We start from the raw sequence: 26,448 nt of genomic DNA on the forward strand, positions 1-26,448 counted from the left end.
CATTTTATAGTTAAATATTATGAAATTGTAATAATTTAGATATTGTAAAATCTAATAAGTTGTAATAATTTTAAGGAGTAATTATAAAATTTGATGACACAGTATATGATTTTTTTGTAATGATAATGTCATCAAACATCAACCTATTATACATAATTAAATCGTATAATGATGTAGTATTCATAAATTCGGATAAAAAGAATGTTAGGAAAGTTAAGCAAGAGGAGGATTTTAAAGTGCAAAAAAAAGTAATTGCAGCTATTATTGGGACAAGCGCGATTAGCGCTGTTGCAGCAACTCAAGCAAATGCGGCTACGACTCACACAGTACAACCGGGTGAATCAGTGTGGGCAATTTCAAATAAGTATGGGATTTCGATTGCTAAATTAAAATCATTAAATGGTTTGACATCAAATCTTATCTTCCCAAATCAAGTATTAAAAGTATCAGGATCAAGTAATTCTGCGAGCAATAGTAGTCGTCCATCAACAAATTCAGGTGGCGGATCATACTATACAGTACAAGCAGGAGACTCATTATCATTAATCGCATCGAAATATGGTACAACATACCAAAACATAATGCGTCTTAATGGTTTAAATAATTTCTTTATTTATCCTGGTCAAAAATTAAAAGTATCAGGTACTGCAAGCTCAAGCAATTCTGCGAGCAATAGTAGTCGTCCATCAACAAATTCAGGTGGTGGATCATACTACACAGTACAAGCAGGAGACTCATTGTCACTAATTGCATCAAAATATGGTACAACATATCAAAAAATTATGAGCTTAAATGGCTTAAATAATTTCTTTATTTATCCGGGTCAAAAATTAAAAGTAACAGGTACAGCATCTACGAATTCAGGATCTACAACAACGACAAATAGAGGTTACAACACACCTATTTTCAATCATCAAAACTTATATACATGGGGTCAATGTACTTATCATGTATTTAATCGTCGTGCTGAAATTGGTAAAGGTATTAGCACTTATTGGTGGAATGCTAATAACTGGGATAACGCTGCAGCAGCAGATGGTTACACTATCGACAATAGACCGACTGTAGGTTCTATTGCACAAACTGATGTAGGTTACTATGGACATGTTATGTTTGTAGAACGTGTAAATAACGATGGTAGTATTTTAGTTTCAGAAATGAACTATTCAGCTGCACCAGGTATTTTAACTTACAGAACAGTACCAGCTTACCAAGTAAACAATTATAGATATATTCACTAAAGTCTTACGCATATTTATATATTATGAACTCCTATTACATTCATGACGTGTGTGATAGGAGTTTTGTATAAGAAAAAGGGTTAGTCGAATGAACTTTATGTTCTATATTCGACTAACCCTTTACTACTTAGTATTCATGTTTTACTTTACGAAGACTTGTAAATAGTCTTGTACCATTAGTTATTAATGTAACAATTGCGACCGCTTTTTTGAATTTACGTGGTGATTTGATTGAAATGTAAAAATCTAATAATGTTCCAACTGTACTTAATCCTAATGAAATGTAAACTAATTTTTTATTTTTAGCATGATATTTATAGCCATTATAACCATCAACTACAAACCCTGCGATATTTATTAAACTCGATAAACGTTGCGATTTTGTACGTTTTGCCATAATAATAATCCCCCTAGTATGTTCTGTTTCACTGTGAAATATGAATCTATTATATATGTTAGTGTGCACGTTGACTACTCATATATGATAACATAATTGTACAATACAATTTGAATAATTGAGTGAACATAGTTGGGGTGACATAGATGATTAAATGTGTTTGTTTAGTTGAAGAAACAGCTGATAAAATTTTACTAGTACAAGTAAGACATCGAGAAAAGTATTATTTCCCGGGTGGTAAAATTGAAGAAGGGGAATCACAAGTTCATGCACTATTACGAGAAATTCAAGAAGAACTAAATATAACATTAACAGAGAATGACATTGAGTATATCGGAACGATTGTAGGTCCTGCATATCCTCAACATGATATGCTTACAGAATTAAATGGATATCGTTCATTAACTAAAATAGATTGGAACCATGTAACAATTAATAATGAAATTACAGATATTCGTTGGATTGATAAAAAGGATGACAAATTGATTGCGCCAGCTGTTAAAGTTTGGATTGAAGAAAATGGTGGTCAATATGCCAAACAATAACACAATTGTCTTACGCAAATATGTCTCAAAAGATTTACCTATGATTGAAGAATTCCAATTAAGTGACGAAGATTTAAAGTTTGTTAAAACACCTAAGGAAAATATTACAGCAGCATTGTCAGATGATGAAAGGTATCCAGTCGTCGTAATGAGAGATCAACAGTGTGTTGCTTTTTTTACATTACATCGTGGTAAAGGTGTCAAACCATTTAGCGACCACTCAGGTGCAATCTTTTTTAGATCATTTAGTGTGGATCGACGTTTTCGTAATCAAGGGATAGGCAAGTTGGTAATGGAAAAACTCCCATCATTTATATCTGCGACATTTCAAGATATTAATGAAATCGTATTAACAGTTAATACTGATAACCCACATGCCATGACGCTTTATCGTCGACAAGGGTATCAATATGTTGGAGATAGTGTATTTGTTGGAAGACCTGTTCATATTATGACGCGTATTTTAACTTGAAAATAAAAGCATCTTTATTATCGTCTAATGCTGATAGTTACTGGAATTTTCAGCAATGATGTGTAAAGATGCTTTTTTTGTATAGGTGATTTTAGATTGATTAACTTAAAAACATTAACAAGCGACCTCGTGCATATCATAAGTATGATTCACAGGTCGCTTAAGTTATATAGTTGCTTTGATTTAATTTATTGTCTCATCATTTTGACGTCGACGAGATGGTCTTTTAATTAAAAATGCTGTAATCCATGCAGTAATAGGAATGCTCACTGCTACAGCAATACCGCCTAGTAAAATAAATATAAACTCTTGTGCGAATATTTTCGAGTTGATAATATGGCCGAATGAATATTGGAGTTTGAAAAACCAAATAAACAAGGCGAGTTGACCACCGAAAAAGGCAAGGTAAATCGTGTTAGCTGACGTTGCTAATATTTCTCTACCCACTCGCATGCCTGATTGGAACAATTCATATTGTGTAAGTGTTGGATTTACCTGATGTAATTCGTAGATAGGTGAACTGATTGTAATTGCTAAATCTATCACGGCTGCAATGACAGCAAGGATAATAGTAAATACCATAAATTGAATCATATTAATACCGATATTCATTGAATACACATAAGTTTCGTCTTGTTGTTCGGTTGAAAATCCTTGTAAGTGTCCAATATACACTGACAAATAAATAAGTGTGATTAATAAGATTGTTGTAACGACGGTACTGATAAATGCAGCCTGCGTTTTTACATTATAACTATTTAGTACGAATAAATTACACGCTGCGATTATGATGCAGAAAATAAATGTTACGACATAAATTGGCACACCAAAGATAATGAAAACAATACTAATAAGTAAAATTGCAAAGTTTAAAAATAATGTTAGATAAGAGACAAGTCCTTTTTTTCCTCCGAAAATAACCATTAACAAGAGGAGCAATAACGCTAATATAAATACAGCATTCATTGTTTCGCCCTCCTTAATGTTTCAAATATTTCCATAAATAATATCGTGATAGGTATAGTTAAAACGATACCTATACCACCAGTTAATGCTCGAGCAATTTCTAGAGACCAGTTCATTGAAATGGTATACGTTACTGTATTGGCATTTTTTAAATAAATTAAAAACATAGGTAAAGCACCTGACAAATATGAAAATAATAAGATGTTCGTCATAGTTCCCATAATATCTTGCCCGATGTTTCGTCCAGCAAGTGCCCAACGTTTCATTGAAATATCAGGAGTGCGTTGTAAAATTTCATGCATACCACTGGCAATCGTAATTGCAACATCCATGATTGCGCCTAGTGAACCGATTAACACTGATGCCAAAAAGATGTCTTTCGGCGGTAAAGATAAAAAATTCATCGTTTCATATTTAATACCGTTTCCATCTGTCATAAATATGATTAACTCTGTTAAACCAATGCTTAAAAAGGTCCCGATAATTGTGCTTGCGACTGTTATCAGCGTGCGAATGTGCCAACCTGTAACAAGTAGTAATGTAAGAATTGTTGAACAGATCATTGCAATCGTCATAAGTAAGAATAAATTGATATTAGTATGTTGAATATGAATATAAATTGCGATTAAAATTGCAATCGAATTTAAAATTAACGATAAAATGGACTGAAGTCCGACTTTGCGACCAACTAATAATACGGTCAATAAGAATAAACCAGTGATGACAACTGTTAATGTATCACGCTTTTTTTCTATAATGTAAGCGTCACTAGGTTTATCCGAAATATGTAGTAACACTTTTTCGTGTGTGCGAAATGCTTCGGAATCTGCTTGAGACTTGACGTATTGATGATTGATTGTCGTTGTTTCTCCAGCAAATTGACCATTTAATATTTTGACTTTTAATTGATTTTTATATTTAACATCACGATTGTTTTGTGCATCTTTTGTAGGTGTCGTTGAAACATGTTTGACATCTATAATTTGACCAATAGGTTTATTGTAAAAATTCTCGTTATGTAATGTGAATAGAATTGCACCGATAAAAACGATGCAAAATATACTTAAAATAATATTAAATGGCTTTGTAAATAATTTTCTATATTTCAAAAACAAAACCCCAATTCTATGAATGAATTAATATGGTGATTATACGCCCTTAATTTTTTATTTTCAAAGATATTACTAATAAGGATGACGTGGAAAATACACTTGTTTAATGAAACGTTGATGTTTTAGCCATTAATTGTTGGATAAGCGTTAGTAATATGCCAATATCACTCTTCGTATAAGGCTCTTTTGTTATTGCGCATATTGTTCTTTTTAGTTCGGTATGGTCTAGTTTAATGTCTACCCAATCTTTAGATTCAGGTAAATGTGTATTATGTGATGAGATAATATAGCCTTCTTTTTGACGTAGTAAGTATTGCGCAAGTGGTTGGCTACTAATAGTATATACGTCTGATTTAATAACCTTTTGCAATTGCTTTTTTACAGTTTCAGCAAATGGTGCTAAGCAATAAAAATGATGATGCTCAAACTGCACTAATGGTGGATGCGTCGTCATTGCAATAGGATCATCTGATGGTGCATACAAATGGTAATGTTCTTCAAATAAAGGCATCATATGTAATTGTTTATGTTTATTAATTTCAGGTGTAAGCTCTGTAAAACCAATATCGATATTACCGTTTAACACGCTATTAATAATCGTGTCATGTTGTAATAAATTAGGAATAACATGTGTATCATTTTGTAAATGAAATGTTTGGATAAGTGGCAATAACATATGAGATACATCACTTTCATCATAGCCAATGTATATGCTTTTATTTTTAGTTAAGCCATGACTTTGGAATTGTTCAATTGTACTATCTAAATGTTCTATAATTTGCAATGCTTCATTAAACAGCAACTTACCTTCTGACGTGAGTGTAATGTTGCGACCATGTTTTTTAAATAATGACACGTTAAGTTCTTGTTCTAGTAAAGTAATTTGTCGACTAATCGCTGATTGCGCAATATTTAATTCTAGTGCGGTTTCGGAGATATGTTCTCTTTTAGCAACTTCTATAAAATATCGTAATTGTTTAATTTCCATGGTGAAATTTGCACCTCCAAAAACGAGTGTTTTGTAACTATTATAGCAATAATATTAGTGATTGTTCTATTTTTTAGATGAATATCTTCTATTTTATATATTGAACAGATAAATTTTTTACATTATAGTAATTATCATTAACAACTAATATCAGAATATTCTAAAAAAGGGGTGTGCATCATGCACAATGAGAAATTAATTAAAGGTTTATATGACTATCGTGAGGAACATGATGCTTGTGGTATTGGTTTTTATGCGAATATGGACAATAAAAGGTCTCATGATATCATTGATAAATCACTTGAAATGTTGCGACGCTTAGATCATAGGGGCGGGGTCGGCGCAGATGGCATCACTGGTGATGGTGCAGGTATTATGACTGAAATACCTTTTATATTTTTTAAAAAATATGTAACGGACTTTGATATCCCAGGTGAAGGTGAATATGCCGTGGGTTTATTTTTTTCTAAAGAGCGCATATTAGGTTCTGAACATGAAGCAGTATTCAAAAAATATTTTGAAGGTGAAGGTCTATCAATACTAGGTTACCGTGATGTACCGGTTAATAAAGAGGTGATTGCGAAACATGTGGCAGATAGTATGCCAGTCATCCAACAAGTGTTTGTTGATATTAGAAACATTGTAGATGTTGAAAAGCGATTGTTTTTAGCGAGAAAGCAATTAGAGTTTTATTCGACTCAATGCGATTTAGAATTGTACTTTACGAGTTTGTCACGTAAAACAATTGTATATAAAGGTTGGTTACGATCAGATCAAATTAAAAAGCTTTATACAGACTTATCGGATGACTTATATCAATCGAAGCTTGGCTTAGTACATTCGAGGTTCAGTACAAATACATTTCCGAGTTGGAAAAGAGCCCATCCGAACCGTATGCTAATGCACAACGGTGAGATTAACACGATTAAAGGTAATGTGAACTGGATGCGAGCGCGTCAAAGTAAATTAATTGAAACATTATTTGGTGAGGAGAAACACAAAGTTTTTCAAATTGTGGATGAAGACGGAAGTGACTCCGCAATTGTAGATAATGCATTAGAGTTCTTATCGTTAGCGATGGAGCCAGAAAAAGCAGCAATGCTACTGATTCCTGAACCTTGGTTATACAATGAAGCGAATGATGAAAATGTGCGTGCATTTTATGAATTTTATAGTTATTTAATGGAACCATGGGATGGGCCAACAATGATTTCGTTCTGTAATGGTGACAAACTTGGTGCCCTGACAGATAGAAATGGTTTACGACCTGGTCGATATACAATTACTAAAGATAACTTTATAGTCTTTTCATCTGAAGTGGGTGTTGTAGACGTCCCTGAAAGTAATGTTGCTTTTAAAGGACAATTGAATCCCGGAAAGTTATTGTTAGTTGACTTTAAAGCGAATAAAGTTATTGAAAATAATGATTTAAAAGGTGTGATTGCAGGAGAATTACCTTATAAAACATGGATTGATACACATAAAATTAACTTTGATTTTGAAAATATAGCGTATCAACCTTCCAAATGGCAAGATGATACGTTATTTAAATTGCAACGACAATTTGCCTATACGAAAGAAGATATTCATAAATATATTCTAGAACTTGTAGAAGGTAAAAAAGATCCTATTGGTGCGATGGGGTATGATGCGCCAATCGCAGTATTAAACGAGCGCCCAGAATCATTGTTTAATTATTTTAAACAGCTATTTGCACAAGTAACGAACCCACCAATTGACGCCTATCGTGAAAAAATTGTTACGAGTGAATTATCTTATTTAGGTGGAGAAGGGAATTTATTAGCACCTGACGAAACGGTTCTAGATCGTATTCAGTTGAAGCGCCCAGTATTAAATGAAGAACATTTATCTTCTATCGATCAAGATCATTTTAAATTGACTTACTTATCAACATTATATGAGGGTAATTTGGAAGATGCGCTTGAAAAATTAGGTCGTGATGCAGTTAAAGCTGTGAAGCAAGGTGCTCAAATTCTAGTGTTAGATGATAGTGGTTTAGTTAATGAAAATAGCTATGCAATGCCTATTTTATTAGCAATTAGCCATGTGCACCAATTATTAATTAAAGAGAATTTACGCATGTCTACAAGTTTGGTTGCTAAGTCTGGTGAGACAAGAGAAGTACACCATGTTGCTTGTTTGCTCGCATATGGTGCTAATGCGATTGTGCCATATCTAGCACAACGTACAGTTGAGCAATTGACACGCTCAGAAGGTTTAAAAGGTGAAGTTGCTCAAAATGTTAAAACATATACAGATGTATTGTCAGAAGGCGTTATTAAAGTAATGGCTAAGATGGGTATTTCCACAGTGCAAAGTTATCAAGGTGCACAAATTTTTGAAGCGATTGGATTATCGGATGATGTTATTGATTGCTATTTTACAGGAACGCAATCTAAGTTGTCAGGTATTTCGATAGAGCAAATTGACGCTGAAAATAAAGCACGTCAACAAAATGATGATAATTATCTTGCATCAGGTAGTACGTTCCAATGGAGACAACAAGGACAACATCATGCGTTTAATCCGCAATCTATTTTCTTGTTGCAACATGCTTGTAAGGAAAATGACTACGCGCAATTTAAAGCTTATTCTGAAGCGGTGAATAAAGATAGAACGGATCATATTAGACATTTACTTGAATTTAAAGCATGTACACCAATTGATATTGAGCAAGTTGAACCAGTAAGCGAGATTGTAAAACGTTTTAACACTGGTGCAATGAGTTATGGATCGATTTCAGCAGAGGCGCATGAAACATTAGCGCAAGCAATGAATCAACTAGGTGGTAAAAGTAATAGTGGTGAAGGTGGCGAAGATGCCAAACGATACGAAGTACAAGTTGACGGAAGTAATAAAGTAAGTGCAATTAAACAAGTTGCTTCTGGACGTTTCGGAGTAACAAGTGATTACTTACAACATGCCAAAGAAATTCAAATTAAAGTTGCACAAGGTGCAAAACCAGGTGAGGGTGGTCAATTACCTGGCACAAAGGTATATCCGTGGATTGCAAAGACAAGAGGATCGACACCTGGTATCGGTCTAATTTCACCCCCACCACATCATGATATTTATTCGATAGAAGATTTGGCGCAATTGATACATGACTTGAAAAATGCGAATAAAGATGCAGACATCGCTGTAAAATTAGTTTCGAAAACAGGTGTTGGTACCATTGCATCTGGGGTGGCAAAAGCATTTGCAGATAAAATTGTCATCAGTGGTTACGATGGTGGTACAGGGGCTTCGCCTAAAACGAGTATTCAACATGCCGGTGTTCCTTGGGAAATTGGCTTAGCAGAAACACATCAAACATTAAAACTTAATGACTTAAGAAGTCGTGTTAAGTTGGAGACGGACGGTAAGTTATTAACTGGTAAAGATGTAGCGTACGCATGTGCGCTTGGAGCGGAAGAATTTGGATTTGCAACAGCACCATTAGTAGTATTGGGCTGTATTATGATGCGTGTATGTCATAAAGATACTTGTCCAGTAGGTGTTGCAACTCAGAATAAAGATTTACGTGCTTTATATAAAGGTAAGGCACATCATGTCGTTAATTTTATGCATTTTATTGCACAAGAATTAAGAGAAATATTAGCATCTTTAGGTTTGAAACGTGTAGAAGACTTAGTTGGAAGAACTGATTTATTACAACGATCATCAGTTGTAAAAGCGAATAGTAAAGCAGCTACGTTAGCTGTTGAAAAGTTATTGTGTCCATTTGATGGGCCGAATACAAAAGAAATTCAACAGGATCATCGCTTAGAACATGGTTTTGATTTATCAAATGTTTATGAAGTTACTAAACCTTATATTGCTGAAGGACGCAGATATACTGGTAGCTTCACAGTAAATAACGAACAACGCGATGTAGGTGTTATTACTGGTAGTGAAATATCAAAACGTTATGGAGAAGAAGGGCTTCCAGAAAATACAATCAATATTTATACAAATGGACATGCTGGGCAAAGTTTAGCAGCCTATGCGCCGAAAGGTTTGATGGTTCATCATACTGGTGATGCTAATGACTATGTAGGCAAAGGGTTATCTGGTGGTACGGTAATTGTAAAAGCGCCTTTTGAAGAACGACAAAACGAAATTATTGCTGGTAACGTATCATTTTATGGTGCTACAGGTGGTAAAGCATTTATTAACGGAAGTGCTGGAGAACGATTCTGCATCCGAAATAGTGGTGTAGATGTTGTTGTAGAAGGTATAGGTGACCATGGATTAGAATATATGACTGGTGGGCATGTTGTCATTTTAGGTGACGTCGGTAAAAACTTCGGTCAAGGTATGAGTGGTGGTATTGCTTATGTTATTCCATCAGATATAGAAACATTTGTGGAAAATAACCAATTAGATACTTTATTATTTACAAAAATTAAACATCATGAAGAAAAAAACTTAATTAAACAAATGTTAGAAGAGCATGTAACTCATACAAATAGTACTAGAGCGATTCAGATTTTAAAACATTTCGATTGTATTGAAGATGTTGTGGTTAAAGTTATTCCAAAAGATTATCAATTGATGATGCAAAAAATTCATCTACACAAATCATTGCATGACAATGAAGATGAAGCGATGCTAGCTGCATTTTATGATGAAAGTAAAACAATCGATGCTAAATATAAACCAGCCGTTGTGTATTAAGGAAAGGGGGAGATACGATGGGTGAATTTAAAGGATTTATGAAGTATGACAAACAGTACTTAGGTGAATTATCACTTGTAGACCGTTTAAAACATCATAAAGCTTACCAACAACGATTTACTAAAGAAGATGCCTCTATCCAAGGTGCACGATGCATGGATTGTGGAACGCCATTTTGTCAAACTGGTCAACAGTATGGCAGGGAAACGATTGGTTGTCCAATTGGAAACTATATTCCTGAATGGAACGATTTGGTGTATCATCAAGACTTTAAATCTGCTTATGAACGTTTAAGCGAAACAAATAACTTTCCAGATTTTACTGGACGTGTGTGTCCTGCACCATGTGAAAGTGCTTGTGTAATGAAGATTAATAGAGAATCGATAGCGATTAAAGGGATTGAGCGCACGATTATTGATGAAGCTTTTGAAAATGGTTGGGTTGAGCCGAAAATTCCAAGTCATCGTAGAAATGAAAAAGTTGCAATCATTGGTAGTGGTCCTGCAGGATTGACTGCCGCTGAAGAACTGAATTTATTAGGGTACCAAGTGACAATTTATGAGCGTGCTAGAGAATCAGGCGGTTTATTAATGTATGGTATTCCAAACATGAAGCTTGATAAAGATGTCGTTCGACGTCGTATTAAATTAATGGAAGAAGCGGGCATTACTTTCATTAACGGCGTTGAAGTAGGTGTTGATATTGATAAAGAAACTTTAGAATCTGAGTATGACGCTATTATTTTATGTACAGGTGCACAAAAAGGTAGGGATTTACCTTTGGAAGGTCGCATGGGTGAAGGTATACATTTTGCTATGGACTATCTGACTGAACAAACACAACTTTTAAATGGTGAAATTGATGATATTAATATTACAGCAAAGGATAAAAATGTCATCATTATTGGTGCTGGTGATACAGGAGCAGACTGTGTAGCAACGGCATTAAGAGAAAACTGTAAATCGATTGTTCAATTCAATAAGTATACGAAATTACCTGAAGCTATTACATTTGAAGAAAATGCTTCTTGGCCATTAGCGATGCCAGTATTTAAAATGGATTATGCACATCAAGAATATGAAGCTAAGTTCGGTAAAGAACCACGTGCATATGGTGTTCAAACAATGCGTTATGATATAGATGACAAGGGGCATATTCGTGGATTGTATACACAAATTTTAGAGCAAAGTGACAATGGTATGGTCATGAAAGAAGGACCTGAAAGATTTTGGCCTGCTGACCTTGTATTATTGTCAATTGGCTTTGAAGGAACTGAACCAACAGTACCGCATGCTTTTAATGTTAAAACGGATCGAAATCGAATTGTTGCGGATGACACAAATTATCAAACTAATAATGAAAAAGTATTTGCTGCTGGGGATGCTAGACGAGGTCAAAGTTTAGTTGTATGGGCAATTAAAGAAGGAAGAGGCGTAGCAAAAGCAGTAGATCAATATTTAGCTAGTAAAGTTTGTGTATAATTATTGGTAGAAAATGATGATGTTCGCGTTGACGTTGTATGGTGCTGAATTGAAAAGGAAACGAATTAGTATCTATCAACGTCACATGTCATCTTTGTCATATAGATACAAAGATTTGTATAACTGATAATTGTTTAGACGTGCTGATTTTTCACATCTGATATATAGATGAATTACATTTTATGACAAAGATTGATGTCTATCCTATAATGATTAAAAACGATATTGACTTTTACAGAACGTTCATATATGATAAATATTGTGTTTAGGAGGAATACCCAAGTCCGGCTGAAGGGATCGGTCTTGAAAACCGACAGGGGCTTAACGGCTCGCGGGGGTTCGAATCCCTCTTCCTCCGCCATCAATATTTATATTAAATACTATATATAATAAAGGTAAGTACTCAAAGTTTGAGTGTTTACCTTTTTTATTTGTCTTTGAATGGCTCGTATTTTTGGCTATGGAAGTAATAAGGAATTGAAATAGAAAGGACATTTGGCTTTTGTATGACACATAGCTGAATGTCTTTTTTATTTGGTGATGTACGTAGAAGTGTTTGCTTGGGCATGGAAATGATACACGCTTATTCTTTAACTTAGTATATGTGTTTGGAGATTATAGACAATGCTATTGTAGCGAGAAGTTATGCTATATATGTAGTCGTAGCCATTTAATTTTCTTAAATATCTAAACTAGATAATTGTGACAATATTAAAATTTTTATAATGAAAGCCTTTACATAACTTGTCTAGACAAGTTATACTCTTTTTAAGACATTAAGGGAGTGAAGTTCATGGCTGTAAAAAGAGAAGATGTAAAAGCCATCGTTACCGCAATTGGGGGGAAGGATAATCTAGAAGCTGCAACGCATTGTGTAACAAGATTGCGTTTAGTACTTAAAGATGAAAGTAAAGTTGATAAGGATGCGTTAAGTAATAATGCTTTAGTTAAAGGGCAGTTCAAAGCAGATCATCAATATCAAATCGTGATTGGTCCTGGAACAGTGGATGAAGTGTATAAGCAATTTATTGATGAAACTGGTGCGCAAGAGGCTTCGAAAGATGACGCTAAACAAGCTGCAGCTCAAAAGGGAAATCCAGTGCAACGTTTGATAAAGTTATTGGGTGATATTTTTATACCGATTTTACCAGCAATTGTGACAGCAGGTTTATTAATGGGGATTAATAATTTGCTTACAATGAAAGGATTATTTGGTCCGAAAGAACTCATTGTGATGTATCCACAAATAGCTGATATTTCAAATATGATAAACGTCATAGCAAACACTGCATTTATTTTCTTACCTGCATTAATCGGTTGGAGTAGTATGCGTGTGTTTGGTGGTAGTCCAATTTTAGGGTTAGTACTTGGTTTAATATTAATGAATCCACAGTTAGTTTCTCAGTATGATATAGCGAAAGGTCATATTCCAACATGGAATCTTTTTGGATTAGAGATTAAACAATTAAATTATCAAGGACAAGTATTGCCTGTTTTAATTGCAGCTTATGTTCTAGCTAAAATTGAAAAAGGATTAAATAAAGTTGTTCATGATTCTATTAAAATGTTGGTTGTAGGACCTGTTGCTCTTTTAGTTACTGGATTTTTAGCTTTTATCGTAATCGGACCTATTGCTTTGATGATCGGAACTGGTATTACAACAGGTGTTACATTTATTTTCCAACATGCTGGTTGGTTAGGTGGCGCAATTTATGGTTTGCTATATGCACCGCTTGTAATTACTGGCTTGCATCATATGTTTTTAGCAGTAGATTTCCAATTAATGGGTAGCAGTTTAGGCGGTACATACTTATGGCCAATAGTTGCAATCTCAAATATTTGTCAAGGTTCAGCAGCATTTGGTGCATGGTTTGTCTATAAACGACGTAAAATGGTTAAAGAAGAAGGTTTAGCATTAACATCTTGTATTTCTGGTATGTTAGGTGTTACGGAGCCAGCCATGTTTGGTGTGAACTTACCTTTAAAATATCCATTTATCGCCGCAATATCAACGTCTTGTGTATTGGGGGCAATCGTTGGTATGAATAATGTACTTGGAAAAGTTGGTGTTGGTGGTGTACCGGCATTCATTTCGATTCAAAAAGAATTTTGGCCTGTGTATCTTGTTGTAACAGGAATTGCAATTGTTGTACCATGTATATTAACGATTGTGATGTCTAATTTTAGTAAACAAAAAGCAAAAGAAATTGTTGAAGATTAATAAAATAAAAAAGGGGCGTTCGTTATTTGGACGTCCTTTATTATGTTATAAGGTGGTCATCGTGTGTTGAAAGAAATAGATTGGAGAAAATCAGTAGTATATCAAATATATCCTAAGTCATTTAATGATACGACAGGAAATGGTATAGGTGATATCAACGGTATTATAGAAAAATTAGATTATATCAAATTGTTAGGTGTTGATTATATTTGGTTAACACCAGTGTATGAATCGCCAATGAATGATAATGGTTATGATATAAGCAATTATTTAGAAATAAATGAAGACTTCGGTACGATGGATGATTTTGAAAGGTTAATTAATGTTGCGCATGAAAAAGGTATTAAAGTGATGTTAGATATTGTAATCAATCATACATCGACGGATCATGAATGGTTTAAAGCGGCTCGTAAATCTAAAGACAATCCATATAGAGATTATTACTTTTTTAAAGCATCTGAAGATGGTCCTCCGACAAATTGGCATTCCAAATTTGGAGGCAATGCATGGCAATATGATCCTGTAACGGATGAATATTATTTACATTTATTCGACGTGAGTCAAGCTGATTTGAATTGGGATAATCCTGAAGTACGTCAATCGTTATATCGAATTGTTAATCATTGGATAGATTTCGGCGTTGATGGTTTTCGATTTGATGTCATTAACTTAATTTCTAAAGGTGAATTTAAGGACTCTGACAAAATAGGTAAGGAATTTTATACTGATGGTCCTAGAGTTCATGAGTTTCTGCATGAATTGAATCGACAAACTTTTGGAAAAACGAATATGATGACGGTTGGAGAAATGTCTTCTACAACCATTGAAAACTGTATTCAATATACGAAGCCAGAGCGCCAAGAATTGAATAGTGTCTTTAACTTTCATCATTTAAAAGTGGACTATATTGATGGTGAAAAATGGACGAATGCGAAGCTTGATTTTCATAAGTTAAAGGAAATTCTGATGGAATGGCAAAGAGGTATTTATGAAGGTGGCGGATGGAACGCAATTTTTTGGTGTAATCACGATCAACCAAGGGTGGTTTCAAGATTCGGTGATGATACGTCAGAAGAAATGAGAGTGCAAAGTGCCAAGATGTTAGCTATTGCATTGCATATGCTTCAAGGAACGCCATATATTTATCAAGGTGAAGAAATTGGTATGACAGATCCGCACTTTACTTCAATAGAACAGTATCGTGATGTTGAATCAATCAATGCATATCATCAGTTGTTAAGTGAGGGACATCCTGAAGCTGAAGTGTTAGAGATTTTAGGACAAAAATCGAGAGATAATTCAAGAACACCAATGCAATGGAACGATAATATGAATGCTGGGTTTACAACAGGTAAACCTTGGATAGATATTCCTGCGAATTATAAAGATATTAATGTTGAAAAAGCACTTCAAGATAGCGCTTCTGTATTTTACACTTATCAAAAATTAATACAATTGAGACATACGCATGATATCATTACGTATGGAGATATTTTGCCACGTTATATGGATCATGACAGTTTATTTGTTTATGAACGTCATTACAAAGGTCAACAATGGTTGGTGATTGTGAATTTCTCATCTTCCAATGTTACATTACCTGATGAATTGCATTATGAAGGTGATATTGTGATTCAAACGGGTACGATAGAAAATAATGTGATAAGCGGTTTTGGAGCAATTGTGGTCGAAACGAGCGCGTAAAATAAATTAAGTGGATGCGTAAATATGATGAAGCAAAAGAAGTTTATTAAAATTTGTGAAGCATTGAAAGCTGATATATTGAATGGGAAGATTCAATATGGAGAACAAATTCCATCTGAACACGAATTGGTAAAGTTATATAGTGCTTCGCGAGAAACTGTGCGTAAAGCATTAGATTTATTGGCTTTAGATGGCATGATTCAGAAGATTCACGGTAAAGGATCGTTAGTCATTTATCAAGAGATGACAGAATTCCCATTTTCAGAATTAGTTAGTTTTAAAGAAATGCAAGAAGAGATGGGAGTTTCTTATTTAACTGAAGTTGTTGTTAATGAATTAGCAGAAGCGCGTAATGTTCCAGAAGTTCAACGTGCATTGAACATAGGACCAAGTGAGCAACTCATTCATATAGTAAGAACTCGCCGACTTAATCAACATGTAAAGATAGTTGATGAAGATTATTTTTTAAAGTCGATTGTTTCAGATATAAGTAATGAGGTTGCAAGTAACTCTATTTATGATTATTTAGAAAAAGAATTAGACCTTAATATAAGTTATTCAAGTAAGTCGATTACTTTTGAACCGTTTGATGAACAGGCATATCAATTGTTTGGTGATGTATCTATTCCTTTTTCAGCAACGGTTAGAAGTGTTGTGTATTTAGAAAATACATCTCCGTTTCAATATAATATATCGAAGCATCTGGCTAATGAATTTAAATTTAACGACTTCTCAAGACGTCGTTCTAAGTAAACAATGATATAAAACATTTATACTTGCAATTAACTATTAAAATATAGTAATATATATCTTGCCGTGCTAGGTGGGGAGGTAGCGGTTCCCTGTACTCGAAATCCGCTTTATGCGAGGCTTAATTCCTTTGTTGAGGCCGTATTTTTGCGAAGTCTGCCCAAAGCACGTAGTGTTTGAAGATTTCGGTCCTATGCAATATGAACCCATGAACCATGTCAGGTCCTGACGGAAGCAGCATTAAGTGGATCATCATATGTGCCGTAGGGTAGCCGAGATTTAGCTAACGACTTTGGTTACGTTCGTGAATTACGTTCGATTCTTAGGTGCACGGTTTTTTATTTTTAAACATAAATATCTTTGATTAAGACTTGAAATCATTATACATAATAGTAAAAGCTACTTTCTTTAAACGACTTGGCGTTATCGCGCTTGAGTAAACGTTTATTGGCAGTAGCTTTTTTATATGTTAATTAAGTGAAACAGTTAATAGGAAAAATATTATTATGTTATTTGAAGTGCATATTTGGGCTTTTATTATGTATGATTGTTTTTAATAAAAGTAATGATGGTGAAATAAACTATAGTGTCTTACAATGGAAGTATTAATTTGATTTATTATTTTACGATAATTGTAAAGCAATGCACTTGGAGGACTTATGCAAATATATTTAAGTACATTAACAGAACTTGATTATGATAAATCTTTAAATAGTATTGAAGAAAGTTTTGATATCAATCCAGAAATGAGCTGGCAGGCACGTGGGAAAGTGAAGAATTTACGGAAGTCGCCATATTATAATTTTGAATTAGAAGTAATAGCCAAAAATGAAAACAATGATGTAGTGGGGCACGTTTTATTAATAGAAGTAGAAATTAACAGTGAGGATAAGACGTATTATGGTTTGGCGATTGCTTCTTTATCGGTCAATCCTGAATTGCGTGGACAAAAATTAGGTCGTGGATTGGTTCAAGCCGTTGAAGAACGAGCGAAAGCACAAGAATACAGTACGATTGTTGTAGACCATTGTTTGGATTACTTTGAAAAGTTAGGATATGAAGATGCTTCGGGGCAAGATATTGTATTAGAAAATAGTGATGCGCCATTACTTGTGAAATTTTTATGGGATAATTTAACGGATGCACCACATGGAATCGTAAAGTTTCCAGAACATTTTTATTAAAAGTTCGATTGAGAAGTAATCGTATTATCATGATATAATGAAAAGTAATTGTTTATGGAGGTGCTAACTTGAATTATCAAGCCTTATATCGTATGTATAGACCCCAAAGCTTTGATGATGTAGTCGGGCAAGAACATGTAACGAAGACGTTACGTAATGCGATTTCAAAAGAGAAACAGTCGCATGCTTATATTTTCAGTGGTCCGAGAGGTACTGGGAAAACGAGTATTGCAAAAGTGTTTGCTAAAGCAATCAATTGTTTGAATAGTAATAATGGAGAACCTTGTAATGAATGTGCTATATGTAAAGGCATTACACAAGGAACAAATTCAGATGTTATTGAAATAGATGCAGCTAGTAACAATGGTGTTGATGAAATTAGAAATATTAGAGATAAAGTTAAATATGCACCGAGTGAATCGAAATATAAAGTTTATATCATTGATGAGGTTCATATGTTAACAACTGGTGCATTTAATGCACTTTTGAAAACATTAGAAGAACCACCAGCACATGCTATTTTTATTTTAGCAACAACTGAGCCACATAAAATTCCTCCAACAATTATATCTAGGGCACAACGTTTTGATTTTAAAGCAATAAGTTTAGATCAGATTGTTGAACGATTGAAATTTGTAGCAGATGCGCAAGCGCTTGAATATGAAGAAGAGGCATTGGCGTTTATTGCGAAAGCATCTGAAGGTGGTATGCGTGATGCGTTAAGTATTATGGACCAAGCTATTGCATTTGGTGATGGTACGTTAACATTGCAAGATGCGTTGAATGTTACAGGTAGCGTACATGATGAAGCACTTAATCAATTGTTTGAAGATATAGTGCAAGGTGATGTACAATCATCTTTCAAAAAATACCATCAATTTATAGCTGAAGGTAAAGAAGTAAATCGTTTAATTAATGACATGATTTATTTTGTCAGAGATACGATTATGAATAAGACGGCTGAAAAAGATAGTGATTATCGCGCATTGATGAACTTGGATTTGGAAATGCTGTATCATATGATAGACCTTATTAATGATACGTTAGTTTCGATACGTTTTAGTGTGAATCAAAATGTTCATTTTGAAGTGTTGCTGGTGAAATTAGCTGAATTGATTAAAGGTCAATCACAAGGCGTTACGAATGTAGTTGAACCGGTACAAATTGCTGCAGCACCTAGTTCAGATGTGTTGTTGCAACGTATGGAACAGTTAGAGCAAGAACTTAAAGTATTGAAAGCACAAGGTGTGACTGCAGCGCCTACACAAAAAACTTCGAAAAAACCTGTAAGAGGTATGCAAAAATCTAAAAATGCATTTTCAATGCAACAAATTGCAAAAGTATTAGATAGAGCGAATAAGGCTGATATCAAATTGTTAAAAGATCACTGGCAAGAAGTCATTGATCATGCTAAAAACAATGATAAAAAATCGCTTGTTAGTTTATTGCAAAACTCTGAACCTGTTGCAGCAAGTGAAGATCATGTACTTGTGAAGTTTGAAGAAGAGATTCATTGTGAAATCGTTAATAAAGACGATGAGAAACGTAATAATATAGAAAGTGTCGTTTGTAATATCGTTAATAAAAACGTTAAAGTGGTTGGTGTACCGTCTGATCAATGGCAAAGAGTTAGAACGGAATATTTACAAAACCGTAAACATGATAATGACGATATGCCAAAGCAGCAAGTACAACAAACTGATATTGCTCAAAAAGCGAAAGATCTTTTTGGTGAAGAAACGGTACATGTTATTGATGAAGAGTGATACATGACAAGCGATATAATCGTATGTATAATGGAAGAAACATCATTTTATTGATAAATATTTATTGATTTTCAAGGAGGAAATGGAATATGCGCGGTGGCGGAAACATGCAACAAATGATGAAACAAATGCAAAAAATGCAAAAGAAAATGGCTCAAGAACAAGAAAAACTTAAAGAAGAGCGTATTGTAGGAACAGCTGGCGGTGGCATGGTTGCAGTTACTGTAACTGGTCATAAAGAAGTTGTCGACGTTGAAATCAAAGAAGAAGCTGTAGATCCAGATGATATTGAAATGCTACAAGACTTAGTGTTAGCTGCTACTAATGAAGCAATGAACAAAGCTGATGAGCTTACTCAAGAACGTTTAGGTAAACATACTCAAGGCTTAAACATCCCTGGAATGTGATAGTAGATGCATTATCCAGAACCTATATCAAAACTAATTGATAGCTTTATGAAATTGCCAGGCATTGGTCCTAAGACAGCCCAACGTCTGGCTTTTCATACCTTAGATATGAAAGAGGACGATGTTGTTCAATTTGCTAAAGCTTTAGTGGATGTTAAACGAGAGTTAACATATTGTAGTGTATGTGGTCACATTACTGAAAATGATCCTTGTTATATTTGTGAAGATAAGCAAAGAGATCGTTCAGTTATTTGTGTGGTCGAAGATGATAAAGATGTTATCGCAATGGAAAAAATGAGAGAGTATAAAGGTTTATATCATGTATTACATGGTTCTATTTCTCCTATGGATGGGATTGGACCAGAAGACATTAATATTCCTTCATTAATTGAACGCTTGAAAAGTGATGAAGTTAATGAGCTCATTTTAGCTATGAACCCTAACTTAGAAGGGGAATCGACAGCGATGTATATTTCTAGATTAGTTAAACCTATAGGTATTAAAGTAACAAGATTAGCACAAGGATTATCTGTAGGTGGAGATTTGGAATACGCAGATGAAGTAACACTATCTAAGGCGATTGCTGGTAGAACAGAAATGTAATGCTTTCTATTAAATAATTTTGAATTTAATACTATAGTAGGAAAAGTCACAATGCAGTTGTTGTGGCTTTTTTATTTTGAGGTGTGTATTGGACTACTTTATTTGTGGTGTGGCGAGAGTATTGTTTTACCTATTTTTCCTGGGGCGGGGTGGGTCATCTTAAGAAAGAAAGTCGTTAGTTGAGATTTGTTACTTCTAATAGTAATGATGTGAATTGGATGATGGAAGCAGGTCTGCGATTGTGGTGCGTTGGGGTTATTAATTTGATTAATACGAGTGATAGTTAATAACAATGTAAATGAATTTCTTTAGTGATTGAAATGGTAGATGATGGTTTAGTGGTGGTACCTCTCAGGTCTGAAACTTATTAAATCAACGGTTTTAGCGCTGTTTTGAGACGTTATTAAAAATCTGTAAATTTATTTTTAATTTCCAGTAAAAAATTAAAGTTCAGTTTTTCAGAGTTTTTGTTATGGTTTTATATAAAATATCCGCTTATTGATTTTGAAAAAACGTACTATTTATAAGTCTGTATTTTTTAAGTTCGAATTTTAGGGCGAGAGTGTTCAGAACAGATAGTAAAGGTGTAATTTTTACTGTTGTTAAGCAGTTTGAAAGCCTGTATAGTATTTATTTGTTGAGGCAAACAAAACAACTCAACTTAAGAAATAACTTGAATTACTAACGAAAATTAATTTTAAAAAGTTGTTGACTTAAATGTTAATAAAATGTATAATTAATTCTTGTCGGTAAGAAAAATGAACATTGAAAACTGAATGACAATATGTCAACGTTAATTCCAAAAACGTAACTATAAGTTACAAACATTATTTAGTATTTATGAGCTAATCAAACATCATAATTTTTTATGGAGAGTTTGATCCTGGCTCAGGATGAACGCTGGCGGCGTGCCTAATACATGCAAGTCGAGCGAACGGACGAGAAGCTTGCTTCTCTGATGTTAGCGGCGGACGGGTGAGTAACACGTGGATAACCTACCTATAAGACTGGGATAACTTCGGGAAACCGGAGCTAATACCGGATAATATTTTGAACCGCATGGTTCAAAAGTGAAAGACGGTCTTGCTGTCACTTATAGATGGATCCGCGCGCATTAGCTAGTTGGTAAGGTAACGGCTTACCAAGGCAACGATGCATAGCCGACCTGAGAGGGTGATCGGCCACACTGGAACTGAGACACGGTCCAGACTCCTACGGGAGGCAGCAGTAGGGAATCTTCCGCAATGGGCGAAAGCCTGACGGAGCAACGCCGCGTGAGTGATGAAGGTCTTCGGATCGTAAAACTCTGTTATTAGGGAAGAACATATGTGTAAGTAACTGTGCACATCTTGACGGTACCTAATCAGAAAGCCACGGCTAACTACGTGCCAGCGTACGCGGTAATACGTAGGTGGCAAGCGTTATCCGGAATTATTGGGCGTAAAGCGCGCGTAGGCGGTTTTTTAAGTCTGATGTGAAAGCCCACGGCTCAACCGTGGAGGGTCATTGGAAACTGGAAAACTTGAGTGCAGAAGAGGAAAGTGGAATTCCATGTGTAGCGGTGAAATGCGCAGAGATATGGAGGAACACCAGTGGCGAAGGCGACTTTCTGGTCTGTAACTGACGCTGATGTGCGAAAGCGTGGGGATCAAACAGGATTAGATACCCTGGTAGTCCACGCCGTAAACGATGAGTGCTAAGTGTTAGGGGGTTTCCGCCCCTTAGTGCTGCAGCTAACGCATTAAGCACTCCGCCTGGGGAGTACGACCGCAAGGTTGAAACTCAAAGGAATTGACGGGGACCCGCACAAGCGGTGGAGCATGTGGTTTAATTCGAAGCAACGCGAAGAACCTTACCAAATCTTGACATCCTTTGACAACTCTAGAGATAGAGCCTTCCCCTTCGGGGGACAAAGTGACAGGTGGTGCATGGTTGTCGTCAGCTCGTGTCGTGAGATGTTGGGTTAAGTCCCGCAACGAGCGCAACCCTTAAGCTTAGTTGCCATCATTAAGTTGGGCACTCTAAGTTGACTGCCGGTGACAAACCGGAGGAAGGTGGGGATGACGTCAAATCATCATGCCCCTTATGATTTGGGCTACACACGTGCTACAATGGACAATACAAAGGGCAGCGAAACCGTGAGGTCAAGCAAATCCCATAAAGTTGTTCTCAGTTCGGATTGTAGTCTGCAACTCGACTACATGAAGCTGGAATCGCTAGTAATCGTAGATCAGCATGCTACGGTGAATACGTTCCCGGGTCTTGTACACACCGCCCGTCACACCACGAGAGTTTGTAACACCCGAAGCCGGTGGAGTAACCTTTTAGGAGCTAGCCGTCGAAGGTGGGACAAATGATTGGGGTGAAGTCGTAACAAGGTAGCCGTATCGGAAGGTGCGGCTGGATCACCTCCTTTCTAAGGATATATTCGGAACATCTTCTTAAGAAGATGGGGAAAAACGGGAAATATTGTATTTATTTTTGAAGGTTTTTTTAAAAATTTTTTTTTTTTTTAAAAAAAAAAAAAAAAAAAAAAAAAAAAAAAAAATATTTAAAAAAAAAAAAAAGAAAAAAAAGAGTTTTAAATAAGCTTGAATTCATAAGAAATAATCGCTAGTGTTCGAAAGAACACTCACAAGATTAATAACGCGTTTAAATCTTTTTATAAAAGAACTTAGCTTTATGCTAGTGTTTGACTTATAAAAATGGTGGAAACATAGATTAAGTTATTAAGGGCGCACGGTGGATGCCTTGGCACTAGAAGCCGATGAAGGACGTTACTAACGACGATATGCTTTGGGGAGCTGTAAGTAAGCTTTGATCCAGAGATTTCCGAATGGGGAAACCCAGCATGAGTTATGTCATGTTATCGATATGTGAATACATAGCATATCAGAAGGCACACCCGGAGAACTGAAACATCTTAGTACCCGGAGGAAGAGAAAGAAAATTCGATTCCCTTAGTAGCGGCGAGCGAAACGGGAAGAGCCCAAACCAACAAGCTTGCTTGTTGGGGTTGTAGGACACTCTATACGGAGTTACAAAGGACGATATTAGACGAATCATCTGGAAAGATGAATCAAAGAAGGTAATAATCCTGTAGTCGAAAATATTGTCTCTCTTGAGTGGATCCTGAGTACGACGGAGCACGTGAAATTCCGTCGGAATCTGGGAGGACCATCTCCTAAGGCTAAATACTCTCTAGTGACCGATAGTGAACCAGTACCGTGAGGGAAAGGTGAAAAGCACCCCGGAAGGGGAGTGAAATAGAACCTGAAACCGTGTGCTTACAAGTAGTCAGAGCCCGTTAATGGGTGATGGCGTGCCTTTTGTAGAATGAACCGGCGAGTTACGATTTGATGCAAGGTTAAGCAGTAAATGTGGAGCCGTAGCGAAAGCGAGTCTGAATAGGGCGTTTAGTATTTGGTCGTAGACCCGAAACCAGGTGATCTACCCTTGGTCAGGTTGAAGTTCAGGTAACACTGAATGGAGGACCGAACCGACTTACGTTGAAAAGTGAGCGGATGAACTGAGGGTAGTGGAGAAATTCCAATCGAACCTGGAGATAGCTGGTTCTCTCCGAAATAGCTTTAGGGCTAGCCTCAAGTGATGATTATTGGAGGTAGAGCACTGTTTGGACGAGGGGCCCTTCTCGGGTTACCGAATTCAGACAAACTCCGAATGCCAATTAATTTAACTTGGGAGTCAGAACATGGGTGATAAGGTCCGTGTTCGAAAGGGAAACAGCCCAGACCACCAGCTAAGGTCCCAAAATATATGTTAAGTGGAAAAGGATGTGGCGTTGCCCAGACAACTAGGATGTTGGCTTAGAAGCGACCATCATTTAAAGAGTGCGTAATAGCTCACTAGTCGAGTGACACTGCGCCGAAAATGTACCGGGGCTAAACATATTACCGAAGCTGTGGATTGTCCTTTGGACAATGGTAGGAGAGCGTTCTAAGGGCGTTGAAGCATGATCGCAAGGACATGTGGAGCGCTTAGAAGTGAGAATGCCGGTGTGAGTAGCGAAAGACGGGTGAGAATCCCGTCCACCGATTGACTAAGGTTTCCAGAGGAAGGCTCGTCCGCTCTGGGTTAGTCGGGTCCTAAGCTGAGGCCGACAGGCGTAGGCGATGGATAACAGGTTGATATTCCTGTACCACCTATAATCGTTTTAATCGATGGGGGGACGCAGTAGGATAGGCGAAGCGTGCGATTGGATTGCACGTCTAAGCAGTAAGGCTGAGTATTAGGCAAATCCGGTACTCATTAAGGCTAAGCTGTGATGGGGAGAAGACATTGTGTCTTCGAGTCGTTGATTTCACACTGCCGAGAAAAGCCTCTAGATAGAAAATAGGTGCCCGTACCGCAAACCGACACAGGTAGTCAAGATGAGAATTCTAAGGTGAGCGAGCGAACTCTCGTTAAGGAACTCGGCAAAATGACCCCGTAACTTCGGGAGAAGGGGTGCTCTTTAGGGTTAACGCCCAGAAGAGCCGCAGTGAATAGGCCCAAGCGACTGTTTATCAAAAACACAGGTCTCTGCTAAACCGTAAGGTGATGTATAGGGGCTGACGCCTGCCCGGTGCTGGAAGGTTAAGAGGAGTGGTTAGCTTCTGCGAAGCTACGAATCGAAGCCCCAGTAAACGGCGGCCGTAACTATAACGGTCCTAAGGTAGCGAAATTCCTTGTCGGGTAAGTTCCGACCCGCACGAAAGGCGTAACGATTTGGGCACTGTCTCAACGAGAGACTCGGTGAAATCATAGTACCTGTGAAGATGCAGGTTACCCGCGACAGGACGGAAAGACCCCGTGGAGCTTTACTGTAGCCTGATATTGAAATTCGGCACAGCTTGTACAGGATAGGTAGGAGCCTTTGAAACGTGAGCGCTAGCTTACGTGGAGGCGCTGGTGGGATACTACCCTAGCTGTGTTGGCTTTCTAACCCGCACCACTTATCGTGGTGGGAGACAGTGTCAGGCGGGCAGTTTGACTGGGGCGGTCGCCTCCTAAAAGGTAACGGAGGCGCTCAAAGGTTCCCTCAGAATGGTTGGAAATCATTCATAGAGTGTAAAGGCATAAGGGAGCTTGACTGCGAGACCTACAAGTCGAGCAGGGTCGAAAGACGGACTTAGTGATCCGGTGGTTCCGCATGGAAGGGCCATCGCTCAACGGATAAAAGCTACCCCGGGGATAACAGGCTTATCTCCCCCAAGAGTTCACATCGACGGGGAGGTTTGGCACCTCGATGTCGGCTCATCGCATCCTGGGGCTGTAGTCGGTCCCAAGGGTTGGGCTGTTCGCCCATTAAAGCGGTACGCGAGCTGGGTTCAGAACGTCGTGAGACAGTTCGGTCCCTATCCGTCGTGGGCGTAGGAAATTTGAGAGGAGCTGTCCTTAGTACGAGAGGACCGGGATGGACATACCTCTGGTGTACCAGTTGTCGTGCCAACGGCATAGCTGGGTAGCTATGTGTGGACGGGATAAGTGCTGAAAGCATCTAAGCATGAAGCCCCCCTCAAGATGAGATTTCCCAACTTCGGTTATAAGATCCCTCAAAGATGATGAGGTTAATAGGTTCGAGGTGGAAGCATGGTGACATGTGGAGCTGACGAATACTAATCGATCGAAGACTTAATCAAATTAAATGTTTTGCGAAGCAAAATCACTTTTACTTACTATCTAGTTTTGAATGTATAATCTACATTCATATGTCTGGTGACTATAGCAAGGAGGTCACACCTGTTCCCATGCCGAACACAGAAGTTAAGCTCCTTAGCGTCGATGGTAGTTGGACTTACGTTCCGCTAGAGTAGAACGTTGCCAGGCAAGTTGAGACCGTAAGGTCTCTTTTTTTATGCCAAAAATGTCAAAGTAAAAAAGTAAGAAAAGGTAAATATAAAAAGTGATTTTTTTCAGAATATTTAAAAT

General features: G+C 36.6%; 16 protein-coding genes, 1 tRNA gene, 3 rRNA genes and 1 other RNA gene. 17 read left to right on the forward strand and 4 right to left on the reverse strand.

Features of this window, described 5'->3' with window-relative positions:
• The first annotated feature begins 236 nt into the window (after positions 1-236).
• A complete protein-coding gene (aaa, locus tag ML436_02150; GenBank protein ID UMT78566.1) occupies positions 237-1,241 on the forward strand; it encodes an autolysin/adhesin Aaa in 1,005 nt (334 codons plus the stop codon).
• A 127-nt stretch (positions 1,242-1,368) separates the two neighbouring features.
• On the opposite strand, the gene ML436_02155 is transcribed toward aaa, so the two are convergent.
• Positions 1,369-1,638, reverse strand: coding sequence for a hypothetical protein (locus tag ML436_02155; protein ID UMT78567.1), 270 nt, complete (start codon positions 1,636-1,638; stop codon positions 1,369-1,371).
• 146 nt (positions 1,639-1,784) lie between these two features.
• On the opposite strand from ML436_02155, the gene ML436_02160 reads away from it, so the two are divergent.
• Positions 1,785-2,183 carry an NUDIX domain-containing protein gene (locus tag ML436_02160; protein ID UMT78568.1) on the forward strand — a complete coding sequence of 133 codons (399 nt, stop codon included), beginning with the start codon at positions 1,785-1,787 and terminating at the stop codon, positions 2,181-2,183.
• Positions 2,170-2,655, forward strand: coding sequence for a GNAT family N-acetyltransferase (locus ML436_02165; protein ID UMT78569.1), 486 nt, complete (start codon positions 2,170-2,172; stop codon positions 2,653-2,655). The genes ML436_02160 and ML436_02165 overlap by 14 nt, the downstream gene beginning before the upstream one ends.
• Positions 2,656-2,838: 183 nt before the next feature.
• Here ML436_02165 and ML436_02170 read toward each other — a convergent pair whose 3' ends face one another.
• The 3 genes from ML436_02170 to ML436_02180 all read right to left on the reverse strand — a co-directional run bounded on the left by ML436_02170 (position 2,839) and on the right by ML436_02180 (position 5,721).
• Positions 2,839-3,621, reverse strand: a complete 783-nt coding sequence (locus ML436_02170) for a YibE/F family protein (GenBank protein ID UMT78570.1) — start codon at positions 3,619-3,621, stop codon at positions 2,839-2,841.
• A complete protein-coding gene (locus ML436_02175) occupies positions 3,618-4,736 on the reverse strand; it encodes a YibE/F family protein (protein UMT78571.1) in 1,119 nt (372 codons plus the stop codon). Before ML436_02175 ends, ML436_02170 begins: the two co-directional genes overlap by 4 nt.
• A gap of 100 nt (positions 4,737-4,836) precedes the next feature.
• A complete protein-coding gene (locus ML436_02180; GenBank protein ID UMT78572.1) occupies positions 4,837-5,721 on the reverse strand; it encodes a LysR family transcriptional regulator in 885 nt (294 codons plus the stop codon).
• Positions 5,722-5,901: 180 nt separating this feature from the next.
• On the opposite strand from ML436_02180, the gene gltB reads away from it, so the two are divergent.
• The 14 genes from gltB to rrf all read left to right on the forward strand — a co-directional run bounded on the left by gltB (position 5,902) and on the right by rrf (position 26,346).
• On the forward strand, positions 5,902-10,401 hold the full coding sequence (gene gltB, locus ML436_02185; GenBank protein UMT78573.1) for a glutamate synthase large subunit: 4,500 nt from the start codon (positions 5,902-5,904) through the stop codon (positions 10,399-10,401).
• 17 nt (positions 10,402-10,418) lie between these two features.
• On the forward strand, positions 10,419-11,882 hold the full coding sequence (locus ML436_02190; protein ID UMT78574.1) for a glutamate synthase subunit beta: 1,464 nt from the start codon (positions 10,419-10,421) through the stop codon (positions 11,880-11,882).
• Between the two features lie 268 nt (positions 11,883-12,150).
• A tRNA-Ser gene (locus tag ML436_02195) sits at positions 12,151-12,243 on the forward strand.
• A 432-nt stretch (positions 12,244-12,675) separates the two neighbouring features.
• Positions 12,676-14,103, forward strand: a complete 1,428-nt coding sequence (treP, locus tag ML436_02200; protein UMT78575.1) for a PTS system trehalose-specific EIIBC component — start codon at positions 12,676-12,678, stop codon at positions 14,101-14,103.
• A 63-nt stretch (positions 14,104-14,166) separates the two neighbouring features.
• Positions 14,167-15,807: an alpha,alpha-phosphotrehalase gene (gene treC / locus ML436_02205; protein ID UMT78576.1), complete on the forward strand. Its 1,641-nt coding sequence runs from the start codon at positions 14,167-14,169 to the stop codon at positions 15,805-15,807.
• Positions 15,808-15,831: 24 nt separating this feature from the next.
• Positions 15,832-16,560 (forward strand): trehalose operon repressor, encoded by a 729-nt coding sequence (gene treR / locus ML436_02210; protein UMT78577.1) that lies wholly within the window; start codon positions 15,832-15,834, stop codon positions 16,558-16,560.
• A gap of 61 nt (positions 16,561-16,621) precedes the next feature.
• Positions 16,622-16,891: signal recognition particle sRNA large type (gene ffs, locus ML436_02215), an RNA gene on the forward strand.
• A gap of 325 nt (positions 16,892-17,216) precedes the next feature.
• A complete protein-coding gene (locus ML436_02220; protein ID UMT78578.1) occupies positions 17,217-17,741 on the forward strand; it encodes an N-acetyltransferase in 525 nt (174 codons plus the stop codon).
• Between the two features lie 68 nt (positions 17,742-17,809).
• On the forward strand, positions 17,810-19,507 hold the full coding sequence (gene dnaX / locus ML436_02225) for a DNA polymerase III subunit gamma/tau (GenBank protein ID UMT78579.1): 1,698 nt from the start codon (positions 17,810-17,812) through the stop codon (positions 19,505-19,507).
• A gap of 89 nt (positions 19,508-19,596) precedes the next feature.
• Complete coding sequence (locus ML436_02230) at positions 19,597-19,914, forward strand: YbaB/EbfC family nucleoid-associated protein (GenBank protein UMT78580.1); 318 nt, start codon at positions 19,597-19,599, stop codon at positions 19,912-19,914.
• Positions 19,915-19,920: 6 nt separating this feature from the next.
• Complete coding sequence (gene recR, locus ML436_02235; GenBank protein UMT78581.1) at positions 19,921-20,517, forward strand: recombination mediator RecR; 597 nt, start codon at positions 19,921-19,923, stop codon at positions 20,515-20,517.
• Positions 20,518-21,382: 865 nt separating this feature from the next.
• Positions 21,383-22,933 (forward strand): 16S ribosomal RNA (locus ML436_02240).
• A gap of 303 nt (positions 22,934-23,236) precedes the next feature.
• Positions 23,237-26,159 (forward strand): 23S ribosomal RNA (locus ML436_02245).
• 72 nt (positions 26,160-26,231) lie between these two features.
• Positions 26,232-26,346 (forward strand): 5S ribosomal RNA (gene rrf, locus ML436_02250).
• The 16S, 23S and 5S rRNA genes sit together here, the layout of an rRNA operon.
• Positions 26,347-26,448: the final 102 nt, after the last annotated feature.

The organism is Staphylococcus roterodami (genome assembly GCA_022493055.1).
GTDB lineage: Bacteria > Bacillota > Bacilli > Staphylococcales > Staphylococcaceae > Staphylococcus > Staphylococcus singaporensis.